Source organism: Mesorhizobium sp. ORM8.1 (genome assembly GCF_053005525.2).
Genome location: NZ_CM132600.1, coordinates 3254134 through 3268568 on the forward strand (window position 1 = coordinate 3254134; position 14435 = coordinate 3268568).

A 14435-nucleotide genomic window follows, 5' to 3' on the forward strand; every position below is an offset into this window, starting at 1 on the left:
ATCTCGTGAAGGATTTTCACCAATGCGACCGACATTTGCCGAACTGGAGGCATTTCGTGCGGTTGCCGCCCATCGCAGCTTTCGCAAAGCGGCCGACGCCATTGGCACATCGCGCTCGGCGCTCAGCCACACCATCATCGCGCTTGAAAGGACATTGGGCATCCGGCTCCTCAACCGAACAACCCGCAGTGTGTCGCCTACCGCGGCGGGACAACGACTGCTCCAGCGTCTGGAGCCGGTCCTGCACGGCCTCGATGCAGCATTGGACGAACTTACCGAGGACCGCGACGCACCAGCTGGAACGTTGCGCATCAACGCCAACAAGGCCGCGGCGACGTGGCTGCTTACGCATGTCGTGCCGCCTTTTCTCAGACGCTATCCCGGCATCGAGCTTGACCTGGTGTCGGAAGGTCGCTTCGTCGACATTGTCAACGATGGGTTCGACGCGGGCGTAAGACTGGCCGACGCGATACCGCAAGACATGATCGCGGTGCCGTTCGGCGGCCCCACACGCTTTGTCGCGGTTGCCGCGCCTGCTTACCTAGTCGACCGGAAGCCCCCGGCCGTCCCCGAGGATTTGCGCCAGCATGCCTGCATTCGCCAGAGACTGCCCAGTGGCAAAAGATACTTCTGGGAATTCAGCTGCAATGGTCTCGAACCCTCGATCGATGTCCCTGGCGCATTGTCGCTCGATGACAATAGCCTGATGGTAAAGGCGGCAGCGGATGGTCTGGGGATCGCTTACGTGCCTGAATCTTTCGCCAAAGAGAAACTGCGCTCAGGTCAACTCGTGATGGTCCTCGCCGACTGGTGTCCCTCGATACCGGGCCTGGCGCTGTACTATTCCGGCCATCGCCATGTGCCATCTACCTTGCGCGCCTTTATCGATGCGATCAAACAACATGCGGACAGCGAAAGACTCTAATTCACGCCTTTCGGCACGTTCTCCGGCGGCACCACGGTTTCCACCACTTTCTGGCGGTGGAAGATGAACAGGCCGGCGAGCACGACGATAGCCGCGCCGATCAGGATGCGCGGCCCGGGGACATCGCCGAAGAACGCCAGGCCGAAGACCACCGCCCACAAAAGCAGCGTGTAGTGCAGCGGCGCCAGTGTCGATGCCGGCGCCAGCTTCAATGCCCTGGTGATCATCAGATGGGCGGCGCAGGAAACGATGCCGAGCAACAGCATGGCGCCGAAATCGAGCGCGGATGGCGTGCGCCAGGCGCCGATGGTGAGCACACCGCCGACCAGCAGCGTGCCAATCGTCTGCCAGGTGACCAGCGTGGTGTCGCTGGTGCCGCGCAGACGCCGGTTGAGGATGATGGCGAAGGCAAAGGCGATGCTGCCGACCAGCGCGAAGGTCGATGACAGCGAAAAGGCCGCCGAGGATGGCTTCAGGATGACCAGCACGCCGCAGAAGCCGGCCAGGATGGCCAGCCAGCGGCGCCAGCCGACCTTCTCGCCGAGCAGAAGATGCGACAACGCCGCGACATAGATCGGACCGGCCATATAGAAGCTCATCACGTCGGCAAGCGGCAAATAAACGACCGCGGCATAGAACAGCCCGGTGTCGGCCGTGGTCGCCACCACGCGCAGGAACTGCAACAGCGGCCGCTCGACGTGGAACAGCTTGGACGTGCCTTGGTTGGCGATCATCGGTCCGAGCACGATGAAGGCGCCGATCGAGCGGATCAGCACCACCTGACCGACGGAAAAGCTGGCGACCAGCCATTTGCCCATCGCGTCGTTCAGCGCGAACATGAAGTCGCCGGCCAGCATCAGGAGGATGCCGGCCAGAAGCACGTTCCTGATCGTAAAATTGCGGGCAAGGGACTGAGCCATCGCGGCGTCCTAGACGCAAGCCGCCGGTTTGACGAGGAACATTCCAGGGAATCGGTAAGACCAGCGGTGGAACCCGGCTGGTCCTACGCGGTCTTGTGTCGCCGGTTCACCTGGCCTGGACGGCCGGCAATTGAAAGCCTGGTTTCCTGCTTCGTCCTTTCCGCCACGACCTTGCCCCTGGCGATGACGCAGAGGCGCTCGGGGCGCAGGCGAATGGCCTCGACCGGGTCGCCGGCATCGAGCACGACAAGGCTGGCGCGCTTGCCGACGGCAAGACCCATATGGTCGAGACCCATGATGGCGGCATTGACGTTGGTGACCATGTCGAAGCAGCGCGCCATGTCGGCCGGGCTCGACATCTGCGCCACATGCAGGCCCATGAAGGCAACGTCGAGCATGTCGGCCGTGCCCAGCGAATACCAGGGGTCAAGCACGCAATCCTGGCCCCAGCCGACGCGGATGCCGAGCGCCAGCATTTCCTTCACACGGGTCAGGCCGCGCCGCTTGGGGAAGGTGTCGTGGCGGCCCTGCAGCATGATGTTGATCAGCGGGTTGGGAATCGCGGAAACACCGGCTTCGGCAATCAAAGGCAGGAGCTTCGAGACGTAGTAATTGTCCATCGAGTGCATGGAGGTGAGGTGCGAGCCAGCCACCCTGCCCTGCAGGCCGAGGCGCTGCGTCTCATAGGCGAGCTGCTCGATGTGGCGCGACAGCGGATCGTCCGTTTCGTCGCAATGCACGTCGACCATCAGGCCGCGTTTTGCGGCGATCTCGCAAAGCTCGGTCACCGAGCGCGTGCCGTCGGCCATGGTGCGTTCGAAATGCGGGATGCCGCCAACGATGTCGACGCCCATGTCGAGCGCGCGGATTGTGTTTTCGCGCGCCGTCGGCGAACGGTAGAGCCCGTCCTGCGGAAAGGCGACCAGTTGCAGGTCGAGATAAGGCGCCACCGTTTTCTTGACGTCGAGCAGCGCTTCGACCGCGAGCAGCCGGTCGTCGCAGACATCGACATGGCTGCGGATGGCGAGCAGGCCCATCGAGACGGCCCAGTCGCAATAGGCGAGCGCGCGGTCGCGCACCGCTTCATGCGTCAGAATAGGCTTCAGCTCACCCCAGAGCGCGATGCCTTCGAGCAATGTGCCGGAGGCGTTGATGCGCGGAATGCCGTAGGACAGCGTGGCATCCATATGGAAATGCGGATCGACGAAGGGCGGCGAGATGAGATTGCCGTGCGCGTCGATCGCCGTGCCGGCGGTGACGGCAAGCTCCGGTTCGATGGCGACAATCGTCTCGCCGACGATGCCGATGTCGGCAATCCTGCCGTCGGGCAGCGTGCCACCGCGCACGATGAGGTCGAAATCCATCTGTCATCCCCTCTGAAGGAACAATCACAACGCCTGGCCGCAAGGACACCCCGCCGCAGCCGTTTCGTCGCCGGAGCACTACAGGTTCCATCCGGCAGCAACTCGCTCTATAAGCCGCCTCTCGCCTCCGTGGCGAATCCGAAATCATAGCCTGGCGCGAGGGTGGCCGTTTGTTTCGCTTCTTCCGCTCGACGGAGAACCAGCAGCTCATCGCGAGGCTGGTGAGGGAGTCCTTCCGCGAGCACAAGGTCGGATATGCGCTTGCCATATTATCGATGCTGGTGGTGGCCGGCACGACGGCGGCCAGCGCCTACATGCTGCGCGAAATCACCAACGAGTTCGTCGTCTACAAGCGGGTCGACCAGGTCAACATCATTGCGCTGGCGACCGCGGCGATCTTCATCCTCAAGGGCTTCGCCGGTTTCATCCAGGCCTATTTCATGAGCCGGGTCGGCAATGCCATCATCGCCGACCGGCAGCGCAAGATCTATGACCGGATCCTGGCGCAAGGCATCGAATTCTACCATTCGACCTCGTCGTCGGAACTGATCACGCGCATGACCAACAACGCGCAGGCGGCACGCAATGTGCTCGACCTTGTCGTCACGTCCTACGTACGGGATCTGGTGACCCTGGTTTCCCTGTTGGCGCTGATGGTCTGGCAGCAGCCGGGACTGTCCGTCATCTGCTTCGCCGTCGGACCGATCGCGGTCTATGGCGTCAACCGCATCCTGAAGCGGGTGCGCAAGATCGCCAAGCAGGAATTCCGCTCGCTCGGTCAGATCGTGCATGTCATGCAGGAAACGGCCATCGGCGTGCGCGTCGTCAAATCCTTCAATCTCGAAGGCGCCATGCGCAAGCGCATGTACAAGGCGGTCTCCGACGTCGAGAGCCGCGCCAACAACATCGCCACGCTGGAAGCCGCCACCAGCCCGGTGATGGAGACGCTTGCCGGCCTGGCGATCGCCGGCGCCGTCTTCGTCAGCGGTTTCCTGGTCCTGCAGGGCGGCCAGATGCCCGGCAACATCATGGCCTTCATCGCGGCGCTGCTGCTTGCCTATGAGCCGGCCAAGCGACTGGCGCGGGTGCGCATTTCGCTCGAAACCGGCATTGTCGGCGTGCGCATGATGTTCCAGCTCGCCGACCGGCCGTTGACACTGGCCGAAAAGCCCGGTGCCAAACCGCTACGGCCTGGACCCGGCGAAATCCGCTTCGAGGATGTGACGTTTGCCTATCCGGAAAGTGCGCCGGTGTTCGACGGCTTCAACCTGACGCTTAAGGCCGGCAAGATGACGGCGCTGGTCGGGCCGTCCGGCAGCGGCAAGTCGACGATCCTCAACCTGATCATGCGCATGTACGATCCGCAGAGCGGCAAGGTTAAGTTCGATGGCCAGGATATTTCGTTCGCGACGCTCGATTCGGTCAGGAAGAAGATCGCCTATGTCAGCCAGGAGACGTTCCTGTTTGCCGGCACCATCATGCACAATATCCGGCTCGGCCGCGAAGACGCGACCGACGCAGAGGTGATCGCCGCCGCCAAGGCCGCCAACGCGCATGACTTCATCAGCGCCACGGCCAAGGGCTACGAAACCGATGTCGGCGAGAACGGCTCGCTGCTTTCCGGCGGCCAGCGCCAGCGCATCTCGATCGCGCGCGCCATGCTGCGCGACGCCGAGATCCTGCTTCTGGACGAAGCGACCAGCGCGCTTGACGCCGAATCGGAAGCGCTGTTCCGCGACGCGCTGCAGCAGCTCACCGTCGGGCGCACGACCATCGTGATCGCGCACCGGCTGTCGACCGTGCACCAGGCCGACACGATCGTGGTGCTGGAAAAAGGCCAGATGGTGGAAAGCGGCCCGCACAGGGTCTTGCTCAATCAGGGTGGGCTCTACCAGAAGCTTTATGAATATCAGTTGATGCCTTGACGCCGGCTTCCCTTCTCCCCCTGTGGGAGAAGGTGGATCGGCGCGATAGCGCCGAGACGGATGAGGGGTGTTCCAGCGGAGTGAGGCGTTGGCAAGTCCTAGCCATGAGCGGTGCTGCCAAGCTGGAGCACCCTCATCCGTCGCCTTCGGCGACACCTTCTCCCACAAGGGGAGAAGGAAAAAACACCTTACTCCGGCACGTGCCGCACCGCGCCCTTGTCGGCGCTGGTGGCGAAGGCGGCGTAGGCGCGCAGCGCGGTCGTCACCTTGCGCTTGCGCTTTTCCTCGGGCTTCCAGGCCAGCGCGCCCTTGGCATTCATTGCCGCGCGGCGCGCTTCGAGCTCGGCGTCGCTGACAGCCAGTCGGATGGTGCGGTTGGGGATGTCGATCTCGATCGTGTCGCCTTCCTGGACCAGGCCGATAGCGCCGCCTTCGGCGGCTTCCGGCGAGGCATGGCCGATCGACAGGCCCGACGTGCCGCCGGAGAAGCGGCCATCCGTCACCAGTGCGCAGGCCTTGCCCAGGCCCTTCGACTTCAGATAGCTGGTCGGATAGAGCATTTCCTGCATGCCAGGGCCGCCGCGCGGGCCTTCATAGCGGATGACGACGACATCGCCGGCCTTGACCTCGTTGGCGAGGATCGCCTTGACCGAGGCGTCCTGGCTCTCGAAGACGCGGGCCGGGCCGGTGAACTTCAGGATCGACTCGTCGACGCCGGCGGTCTTCACGATGCAGCCGTCGAGCGCCAGATTGCCCTTCAGCACAGCCAGGCCGCCATCCTTCGAGAACGGCGTTTGCGCCGAGCGGATGACGCCCTTCTCGCGATCGAGGTCGAGATCGTCCCAGCGGCGGTCCTGGCTGAAGGCGACCTGCGTCGGCACGCCGCCCGGTGCCGCCAGGAAGAAATCGCGGACATTCTGGCTGGAGGTGCGCGAAATGTCCCAATGGTCGAGCGCTTCACCGAGGCTTGCCGTATGCACCGTCGGCAGGTCGCGATTGATCAGGCCGGCGTTGTCGAGCTGGCCGAGAATGGCCATGATGCCGCCGGCGCGGTGGACGTCTTCCATGTGAACGTCGGACTTCGCCGGCGCCACCTTGCACAGCACCGGCACCCGCCGCGACAACCGGTCGATATCCTCCATGGTGAAGTCGACTTCGCCCTCATGCGCGGCGGCAAGGATGTGCAGCACCGTGTTGGTCGAGCCGCCCATGGCGATGTCGAGCGTCATGGCGTTCTCGAAGGCGCCTTTCGAGGCGATGCTGCGCGGCAGCGCGCTTTCGTCATCCTGCTCGTAATAGCGCTGGGCGAGATCGACCACGAGATGGCCAGCCTCGACGAACAGCCGCTTGCGGTCGGCATGGGTGGCCAAGGTCGAGCCGTTGCCGGGCAGCGACAGGCCAAGGGCCTCGGTCAGGCAATTCATCGAATTGGCGGTGAACATGCCGGAGCACGAACCGCAGGTCGGGCAGGCCGAGCGCTCGATGACCTTGACGTCCTCGTCGGAGATCTTGTCGTCGGCGGCCGCGACCATGGCGTCGACCAGGTCGAGCGCCTGCGCCTTGCCGGCCAGCACCACCTTGCCGGCTTCCATCGGTCCGCCGGAGACGAAGACGGTCGGGATGTTGAGGCGCAGCGAGGCCATCAGCATGCCAGGGGTGATCTTGTCGCAATTGGAGATGCAGACCATGGCGTCGGCGCAGTGCGCATTGACCATGTATTCGACGGAATCGGCGATCAGCTCGCGCGACGGCAGCGAATAGAGCATGCCGTCGTGACCCATGGCGATGCCGTCATCGACGGCGATGGTGTTGAATTCCTTGGCGACGCCGCCGGCCTTCTCGATCTCGCGCGCGACCAGTTGGCCGAGGTCCTTCAAATGGACATGGCCGGGTACGAACTGGGTGAAGGAATTGACCACCGCGATGATCGGCTTGCCGAAATCCGAATCCTTCATGCCGGTGGCGCGCCACAGACCGCGGGCGCCGGCCATGTTGCGGCCATGGGTGGTGGTACGGGAACGATAGGCAGGCATGTCTTTTCCTTGGTGGCTGGCCGCAGCCCGGGAATGGCGCGGCGGAGCTGAATTCGGACCGCAGGCGTTATAGACGCGCAAGTATGGTCTGGCCACAATTTTGCAATGCGCCAGATTCTCCTAAAAAATTGCAGACCGCTGTCGGATCGCGCGGCGCACATCCGTCCTTGGATCAACGGCAAGGGAATGGCACCATTTCTGAAGTCAGCCGTTTGACCGACAACCGCAACCAAGCGAGGAGCACGACATGCAAAAGATCACCACCTGCCTGTGGTTCGACGGCCAGGCCGAAGAGGCGATGAACCACTACATCTCCATCTTCAAGAATTCGAAGGTGCTGAGCGTTCTGCGCTGGCCCGAAGGCCACGTCGATGCGGGCAAAGTGCTGATGACCACATTCGAGCTCGACGGCGTGCCGTTCCAGGCGCTCAACGGCGGACCGCAATTCAAGTTCAACGAAGCCATGTCACAGTCGATCGACTGCAAGACGCAAGAGGAGGTCGACTATTTCTGGGACAAGCTCATCGAAGGTGGCGGCGAACCGTCGCAATGCAGCTGGCTGAAGGACAAGTTCGGCGTCTCCTGGCAGGTCGTGCCGGAGCAACTGCCGAGACTGCTTCTGGACCCGGACCGGGCCAAGGCCGGCCGGGTGATGTCGGCGATGATGCAGATGGGCAAGATCGACATCGCCAAGATCGAGGCGGCGGCGAAGGGGTGAGCACGACCGCCAAGGTCGGCGATACCCCCTCATCCGCCCTTCGGGCACCTTCTCCCCGTGGAACGGGGAGAAGGCAGAACTCAGGCCGCCTTGTCGCGGACCTGGTAGTCCTTGACGGTGGCGAAGCGGACGGCTTTCCAGCGCTCGGCCTCGTAGTTCAGCGAGAAGGCGTGCTGGGCGAGGAAGACCGGATCGTTGTCGAGGTCGCGGGCGATATCGCCGCGATGCGCCTCGATGAAGCGCAGCACTTCGGCCTTGTCGTCGGCGGAGATCCAGCGGCAGATGGAGAAGCGCGACATCTCGAAATCCACGGGTAGCGTGTATTCGAAATTCAGCCGCTCCTTCAAAACGTCGAGCTGCAGCGCGCCGACGACGCCGACGATGGCTGGCGAACCGTCCTCGGGCGAGAACAGCTGCACGACGCCCTCCTCGGCCATCTGGTGCAAGGCCTCTTTCAATTTCTTGGCCTTCATGGCGTCGCCGAGGCGCACCCGGCGCAGGATTTCCGGGGCGAAGTTCGGCACGCCCCTGAAAAGGATTTCCTCGCCTTCGGTCAGCGTGTCGCCGATGCGCAGCGTGCCGTGATTGGGAATACCAACGACGTCGCCGGCAAAGGCCTCGTCGGCGGTGACGCGGGTGCGGGCGAAGAAGAATTGCGGCGCCGAGAGCGACATCGGCTTGCCGGTGCGCACCAGCTTGGCCTTCATGCCGCGCGCCAGCGTGCCCGAGCAGACGCGCACGAAAGCGATGCGGTCGCGGTGGTTGGGGTCCATGTTGGCTTGGATCTTGAAGACGAAGGAAGTCATCTTCTCCTCCGTCGCCTCCACGGTGCGGGTATCGGCTTCCTGCGCGCGCGGCGGCGGGCCGTAGGCGCCCAGTGCCTCGATCAGGTCGCGCACGCCGTAATTGCGCAGCGCCGAGCCGAAATAGACCGGCGTCAGATGGCCTTCGCGGAAGGCTTCTATGTCAAGGGGCCGGCAGGCTTCGCGCGCGAGCTCCAGTTCCTCGATGAAGGCTTCGCGCTCGTTTTCCGGCAGCAGGCCGGCGACGCGGTTGGAATCGGGACCGTTGACCGGCGTGCGTTCCTTTTCAGCGTCGCCCCTGCGCACCGCGTTCAGCGCCAGGTGATAGGTGCCGGCAAAATTCTTGCCGCGGCCTATCGGCCAGGTGATTGGGGCGGTGTCGAGCGCCAGCTTCTGCTCGATCTCGTCCAAAATCTCGAACGGATCGCGGCTCTCGCGGTCCATCTTGTTGACGAAGGTGATGATCGGGATGTCGCGCAGGCGGCAAACCTCGAACAGCTTCAGCGTGCGCGGCTCGATGCCCTTGGCGGCGTCGATGACCATGACGGCCGAGTCCACAGCCGACAAAGTGCGGTAGGTGTCGTCGGCGAAATCCTCGTGTCCGGGCGTGTCGAGCAGGTTGAAGACATTGCCTTCATATTCAAAGGTCATCACCGAGGTGACGACCGAGATGCCGCGCTCGCGCTCGATCTTCATCCAGTCGGACCGCGTCTGGATGCGGTCCTTCTTGGCCTTGACCTCACCGGCAAGCTGGATGGCGCCGCCGAACAGCAGCAGCTTTTCGGTGAGTGTGGTCTTGCCGGCGTCAGGATGGGCGATGATCGCGAAGGTGCGGCGGCGCGCAACCTCTTCGGGTATGGTTTCGGGCATATCTTTTAGGAATTCCGTGTGACAGGCGGCGCTTCTACCAGTGCGGCGCCGGCCTGTCGACCTGGGCGGCCAAGCCGCTAAGCCACGACGTCCCGGTTCAGGCCGGTTCGGCCAGGCTTTCGGCCCGCGCAGTCTCCGGCAGCCAGCCGGCGATCGCCGTGCCGATCGCATCGGGGTGGTCTTCCTGCAGATAATGGGCGCCTGGTCCCAGATTGATGAACCGGCAGTTCTTGAGCCCCGCCGCGAATTCTTCGGCCGCCTGCGGCGAAATCAGGGCGCCGGGATCGCCGGCAAACAGCAGCTTCGGATAGGCGGAGAGCCGCAGCGCCCGATGGTCGTGCTCGCTGATCGCGGCAACATCGGCCGGTTGGCCTTCGATCGGCAATTCGCGTGGCAGGCGCAGCGCCGGCTTACGCGATTGCGGCGTCGGGAACGGCGCGCGGTAGGCGGCCATTTCCTCCTCGCTCATCGGCCGCAGGACCGAGGCTGGCAGGATCTTCTCGACGAAGACATTGTCCTCCAGCACCAGCTTTTCGCCGGCGCCGGGTGTGCGCAATGCCTTGAAGAGCTCGCGCGCCTGTGGTCGCTGGTGGAAGTCGTCCCAGCGCTCGAAGGGCCGGATGAACTCCATGAAAGCCAGACCGAGGATACGGTGCGGCCGTCTGGCCGCAAGATGAAAGGCCAGCGCCGTGCCCCAGTCCTGGGCCACGATCACCAGATCCTTGATGTCGAGCGCTTCCAGGAAAGCGTCGAGATAGCGGACGTGGTCGAAGAAACGGTAGTCGATATCGGGCTTGCCCGATTGGCCATAGCCGACGAGATCAGGCGCGACACAGCGGCTGAACGGCGCGACATGCGGGATGATGTTGCGCCAGATATAGGACGACGTCGGGTTGCCGTGCAGGAACAGGATGGTGGGACCAGCCTTGCCGGCGTGCAGATAGGACATAGTGGAATCGAGCACAGCCACTTCCGAGCGCCGTAACGCGGTCGGTCGTCCATCGGTCTTCGAATTCATCGCACTGTCTCCTTCCCAAATACCGTGCTGAAGATGATCTTCTTGAACCGCTCGAGCGGTTCGGGGCTGCGCTCGACCTTCATGCGCAGCATGGCGCCCTGCCAGGACGACAACAGGAAATCGGCAAGGTCCTCGGCATCGAAGGCGTTGGTGATCTCGCCTGCAGCCTGGCCCTCGGCAATGCAGGCCGCAAAGGGCTGACGCCAGCGTTCGAAAACGCCAACCAGCCGCAGCCGCAGCGGTTCGCTGTGCACGGCCGTTTCCAGGCTGAGATTGCCGATCATGCAGCCGCGCGCCCAGTCATGCGCCTCGAGCCTCGAGGTGATGATTTCGAGATAGCGACGCAGCCTGCCGACGGGCGGCGTGCCGTCGCGCGCCAGCGCATTCTCGACCAGCCCGCTGACATAGGTGAAGTAGCGTTCGACCACCTCGCCGGCGAACTCCTCCTTGGAGGCAAAGTGGTTGGTGAAGGAACCCGGACGGGCGCCGGCCGCGGCGACGATGTCGCGGACACCGGCGGCGCTATAGCCGGAATTCCAGATCGTCTGAAAGCCGGCTTCGAGGAGGTTTTCGCGGAGTGATTGTCTAGCCATCGTCAAATAATACGTACGTACGTATTGATGTCAAGCGCAGAAGTTTGCGTTGGCAAAGGCCGTCGCAAATGGCAGGTGGAGAGATCATCGAGACGGGATGGAGAACAGCGTGTCGAAGCAGATCATCGTCATTGGCGCAGGCATCATCGGCGCCTCGATCGCCTGGCATCTGACCAAGGCCGGCGCGCGGGTGACGATCGTCTCGACAAGTGGCGCCGGCGGTGTCGCCACGCCCAACTCCTTCGCATGGATCAATGCCAGCTGGGGCAACCCGGAAATCTATTTCCGGCTGCGCGCCCGCGCCATGGCCGAGTGGAAGCGGCTGGCGAATGATTCGCCTGGGCTGCCGCTCGCCTGGTGTGGCGGCCTGTGCTTCGACCTGCCGCCGGACCGGCTCGAAACCTATGCGGCTGAGCACTCGTCGTGGGGCTACGGCATCGAGCGGGTCGACGCCAAGCGAGCAGGCCAGATCGAGCCCAACCTCGTCGCGCCTCCCGATTTTGCTGTCTATGTCGCGGAAGAAGGCGTCGCCGAGCCGGTGGCGACCGCCAAGGCGCTGCTGGCCGACGCCGAGCGGCTCGGGGCACGGGTGGTGGTCGGGACCGTGGAGAGGCTGGCGCTTGCTGGCGGCAACGTCGCTGGCGTTGTCGTTGCGGGCGAAACCATCGACGCCGATGAAATTGTCGTCGCGGCAGGCACGGGCGCTCCGGCGATCGCCGCCACCGCCGGCGTCGCGCTGCCGATGGAGACGCCGCCAGGCCTCATCGTGCATTCGCGCCCCTACAGGAAACTGCTCAACGGTCTGGTCCATGCCGAAAAACTGCATATGCGCCAGACGGCCGAGGGCCGCATCATCGCCGGTTCCGATTTCGCCGGCGGCGCTCCGGGCGATAACCCGCAAGCCACGGCGCGTGAGTTGTTTGAAGTCACCAAGGCAGCGTTGCGCGGGGCGGATGGACTGGAGCTCGACTTCCACACAGTCGGCTACCGACCTACGCCATCAGACGGTTTTCCGATCATCGGCCGCGCCGAAGGTGTAAGCGGCCTCTACATCGCCGTCATGCATTCGGGTATCACGCTAGCGCCTGCGGTTGGGTTGTTTGCTACCCGTGAGATACTGGAGGGCGAGCGCGACCGGCTGCTGGCGCCCTATGGATTGGAACGCTTCGCTCAATAACCGGGTGGACGGCGAAAACCGCCGGTCAAGGGCGCCATCGCTTCGGCGATGCCGAGCAACCGCGATTCCGACCAGCGCGCGCCGACCAGTTGCAGGCCGATCGGCAAGCCGCCGCTATCCTGTCCGCACGGCATCGAAAGCGCCGGGTGGCCGCTGTAGTTGAAGACAGCGCCATAGGCCGGCAGCATCCAGTAGCTCTGTTCCTTGCCGCCGACCTTGAGCGGCGTGCCCGGCTCGCAATGCGCAAAGGCCGTGGTCATGGCGACCGGGCATAGCAGCGCATCATAATTTCCAAAGAACTGATCCCAGGCGAGAATGGATCTGTCCCGGCGGGCAAGCGCCTCGAACCAGCGCGAGACGGGTGTCGGCTGCTCAGGCGGCTCCGGCTGCGCGGCCTCCATCATCATGCCAATCAGCGCTCCGCCCTGGGCAAGATCGTCGCGCAGATCGAGCTTGGGCAGTTTCGCTTCCTCGACGACGGCGCCGGCGGATTGAAGCTGCCCTGCGAGATTCTCAACTGCGGCGCTGATATCGCCAGCCACCGGAAAGCCCGGGAAGGACGGCGCAAAGGCGATGCGCAATGTCTTGAGGTCGAGCTTCGGCATGGCCTCGACCGGGACCGGCGCAAGGTCGGTGTCCGCTCCATCCGGCCCGGCGATGATGCGATAGATCAATGCCAAATCGGGCACGCCACGCGCCAGCGGCCCGAGGCAGGATATCAGCCGTACGCTGCACGCAGTGTCGTCCGGATACGGGAAGGCGCCGGCCAGCGATATACGATGCTCGGTCGGCTTCAACCCGTAGACGCCGCAGAATGCGGCCGGCAGCCGGATCGAATCCTGCATGTCGGTGCCGACATCGAATGGTGTCATGCCGGCCGCGGCCGCCGCCGCGGCGCCGCCGCTTGAGCCGCCCGATGTGCGCGAAAGATCCCACGGATTGCCGGTGCGGCCGAACAGCGGATTGTTCGACTGCCAGTCGCCCAGCATGGTTGCCACATTGGTCTTGCCGATCAGAATGCCGCCGGCTGCCTTCAACTTGGCAACGAGCGGACTGTCGGCTTTTGCGACGTAGTCGGCGAAAGGTGGGAAGCCGACCGTGGTTCTCAAGCCTGCCGTCTCATGCATGTCCTTCAGCGTGAAAGGCACGCCATGTAGCGGGCCGGTCATGGCGCCACGTGCGAGCGCCGAGTCGGCGTTCTTGGCGCGCTCGTACGCGCACTCCCTGTCGAGCGAGATTACAGCGTTGACCGCGTCGTTATGTTGGTCGATCTGCGCCAGATGGGCGTCGAGTGCTTCGACGGTGGAGATTTTGCGCGCGGCGAAGGCTGCGGCGAGGTCGATGACCGAGGAAAAGATGGGGTCCATTTGACGCTCCGGCTTTGGCAGCGCTCGTCCGATCAAGATGGCGGATAGTGACGTTGTTTCAAGCGGAGTGGAGCATTGGAGAGTCCACGGCGCTTGATCGAAATTGCGCCGAGGTTAGCGCTCTATGGCGCCCCCCTCTGTCCTGCCGGACATCTCCCCCACAGGTGGCGAGATTGGCAGCTTCAGCGCCTCGCTCAGTCCTGCAACGTTTGAGATTGGCGAAACCGGGATTACATCCAATCTCCCCCTCGTGGGCAGGATAATCGCATATCACGCTACGCTATGCTCATCTTCTGTGACTGGCGTGACTGATCGGCCAGAGGCTTGATTGCCACGTGGTTCCTCCAATCCGTCGCTGCTTCGCAGCGCCACCTTCCCCTCCGGAGGGAAAGGAAGGGAGCTTTGCTGGACGAGCGTTGACGGCAAAAAGCTTGGCGCCTTTCCTCTACCCCGTCGATCGGGGGAGAGGTGGCTCGGCGAAGCCGAGACGAAGTGGGGGTCGACCAGCGCAGCATTAAACAAAGCAAGCGCCAAGCTGCCATGCGGGGGAGCGCCGCCATATGCGATTGGCGGCGCTACGCTATGCTCATCTTCTGTGACTGGCGTGACTGATCGGCCCGAGGCTTGATTGCCACGTGGTTCCCCCAATCCGTCGCTGCTTCGCAGCGCCACCTTCCCCTCCGGTGGGAAAGGAAGGGAGCTTTGCTGGACGAGCGTTGACG

At 63.7% G+C, this 14435-nt stretch carries 11 protein-coding genes; 4 read left to right on the forward strand and 7 right to left on the reverse strand.

Annotation, left to right across the window (positions count from 1 at the left end; translation table 11 throughout):
- Positions 1 to 22: 22 nt before the first annotated feature.
- The gene (locus tag ACVDG8_RS16430) at positions 23 to 925 is read left to right on the forward strand and encodes a LysR family transcriptional regulator (protein WP_455707789.1); all 903 of its coding nucleotides are present in this window, start codon (positions 23 to 25) and stop codon (positions 923 to 925) included.
- Here ACVDG8_RS16430 and ACVDG8_RS16435 read toward each other — a convergent pair.
- On the reverse strand, positions 922 to 1845 hold the full coding sequence (locus ACVDG8_RS16435; protein WP_447255593.1) for a DMT family transporter: 924 nt from the start codon (positions 1843 to 1845) through the stop codon (positions 922 to 924). The two genes, ACVDG8_RS16430 and ACVDG8_RS16435, sit on opposite strands and share 4 nt — an antisense overlap.
- Before the next feature lie 83 nt (positions 1846 to 1928).
- Positions 1929 to 3209 (reverse strand): amidohydrolase family protein, encoded by a 1281-nt coding sequence (locus ACVDG8_RS16440; protein ID WP_447255594.1) that lies wholly within the window; start codon positions 3207 to 3209, stop codon positions 1929 to 1931.
- 170 nt (positions 3210 to 3379) lie between these two features.
- Between ACVDG8_RS16440 and ACVDG8_RS16445 the strand changes: the two genes are divergently transcribed.
- Positions 3380 to 5134 (forward strand): ABC transporter ATP-binding protein, encoded by a 1755-nt coding sequence (locus tag ACVDG8_RS16445; protein WP_447255595.1) that lies wholly within the window; start codon positions 3380 to 3382, stop codon positions 5132 to 5134.
- A 188-nt stretch (positions 5135 to 5322) separates the two neighbouring features.
- Here ACVDG8_RS16445 and ilvD read toward each other — a convergent pair whose 3' ends face one another.
- Positions 5323 to 7167 carry a dihydroxy-acid dehydratase gene (ilvD, locus tag ACVDG8_RS16450; RefSeq protein ID WP_447255596.1) on the reverse strand — a complete coding sequence of 615 codons (1845 nt, stop codon included), beginning with the start codon at positions 7165 to 7167 and terminating at the stop codon, positions 5323 to 5325.
- A gap of 247 nt (positions 7168 to 7414) precedes the next feature.
- Between ilvD and ACVDG8_RS16455 the strand changes: the two genes are divergently transcribed.
- A complete protein-coding gene (locus ACVDG8_RS16455) occupies positions 7415 to 7885 on the forward strand; it encodes a VOC family protein (protein ID WP_447255597.1) in 471 nt (156 codons plus the stop codon).
- A gap of 80 nt (positions 7886 to 7965) precedes the next feature.
- Here the strand turns inward: ACVDG8_RS16455 and ACVDG8_RS16460 are convergent, their stop codons facing one another.
- The 3 genes from ACVDG8_RS16460 to ACVDG8_RS16470 all read right to left on the reverse strand — a co-directional run bounded on the left by ACVDG8_RS16460 (position 7966) and on the right by ACVDG8_RS16470 (position 11169).
- Positions 7966 to 9558 carry a peptide chain release factor 3 gene (locus ACVDG8_RS16460; RefSeq protein WP_447255598.1) on the reverse strand — a complete coding sequence of 531 codons (1593 nt, stop codon included), beginning with the start codon at positions 9556 to 9558 and terminating at the stop codon, positions 7966 to 7968.
- A gap of 97 nt (positions 9559 to 9655) precedes the next feature.
- Positions 9656 to 10576 carry a haloalkane dehalogenase gene (locus tag ACVDG8_RS16465; protein WP_447255599.1) on the reverse strand — a complete coding sequence of 307 codons (921 nt, stop codon included), beginning with the start codon at positions 10574 to 10576 and terminating at the stop codon, positions 9656 to 9658.
- Positions 10573 to 11169 (reverse strand): TetR family transcriptional regulator C-terminal domain-containing protein, encoded by a 597-nt coding sequence (locus ACVDG8_RS16470; RefSeq protein ID WP_447255600.1) that lies wholly within the window; start codon positions 11167 to 11169, stop codon positions 10573 to 10575. Before ACVDG8_RS16470 ends, ACVDG8_RS16465 begins: the two co-directional genes overlap by 4 nt.
- Positions 11170 to 11266: 97 nt before the next feature.
- Between ACVDG8_RS16470 and ACVDG8_RS16475 the strand changes: the two genes are divergently transcribed.
- Positions 11267 to 12346 (forward strand): NAD(P)/FAD-dependent oxidoreductase, encoded by a 1080-nt coding sequence (locus ACVDG8_RS16475; RefSeq protein ID WP_447255601.1) that lies wholly within the window; start codon positions 11267 to 11269, stop codon positions 12344 to 12346.
- Here ACVDG8_RS16475 and ACVDG8_RS16480 read toward each other — a convergent pair.
- Entirely contained in the window at positions 12340 to 13713 is a 1374-nt protein-coding gene (locus ACVDG8_RS16480) for an amidase (protein WP_447255602.1), read from the reverse strand. The genes ACVDG8_RS16475 and ACVDG8_RS16480 overlap by 7 nt on opposite strands.
- Positions 13714 to 14435 lie beyond the last annotated feature (722 nt).

Excerpts from the sequence above, each read along its gene's own strand:
- ACVDG8_RS16475 (WP_447255601.1), top strand. The coding sequence starts at position 11,267 with ATGGAGAACAGCGTGTCGAAGCAGATCATCGTCATTGGCGCAGGCATC.
- ACVDG8_RS16455 (WP_447255597.1), top strand. The coding sequence starts at position 7,415 with ATGCAAAAGATCACCACCTGCCTGTGGTTCGACGGCCAGGCCGAAGAG.
- ACVDG8_RS16470 (WP_447255600.1), bottom strand. The coding sequence starts at position 11,169 with ATGGCTAGACAATCACTCCGCGAAAACCTCCTCGAAGCCGGCTTTCAG.
- ACVDG8_RS16440 (WP_447255594.1), bottom strand. The coding sequence starts at position 3,209 with ATGGATTTCGACCTCATCGTGCGCGGTGGCACGCTGCCCGACGGCAGG.
- ACVDG8_RS16465 (WP_447255599.1), bottom strand. The coding sequence starts at position 10,576 with ATGAATTCGAAGACCGATGGACGACCGACCGCGTTACGGCGCTCGGAA.
- ACVDG8_RS16460 (WP_447255598.1), bottom strand. The coding sequence starts at position 9,558 with ATGCCCGAAACCATACCCGAAGAGGTTGCGCGCCGCCGCACCTTCGCG.
- ilvD (WP_447255596.1), bottom strand. The coding sequence starts at position 7,167 with ATGCCTGCCTATCGTTCCCGTACCACCACCCATGGCCGCAACATGGCC.
- ACVDG8_RS16480 (WP_447255602.1), bottom strand. The coding sequence starts at position 13,713 with ATGGACCCCATCTTTTCCTCGGTCATCGACCTCGCCGCAGCCTTCGCC.
- ACVDG8_RS16435 (WP_447255593.1), bottom strand. The coding sequence starts at position 1,845 with ATGGCTCAGTCCCTTGCCCGCAATTTTACGATCAGGAACGTGCTTCTG.
- ACVDG8_RS16430 (WP_455707789.1), top strand. The coding sequence starts at position 23 with ATGCGACCGACATTTGCCGAACTGGAGGCATTTCGTGCGGTTGCCGCC.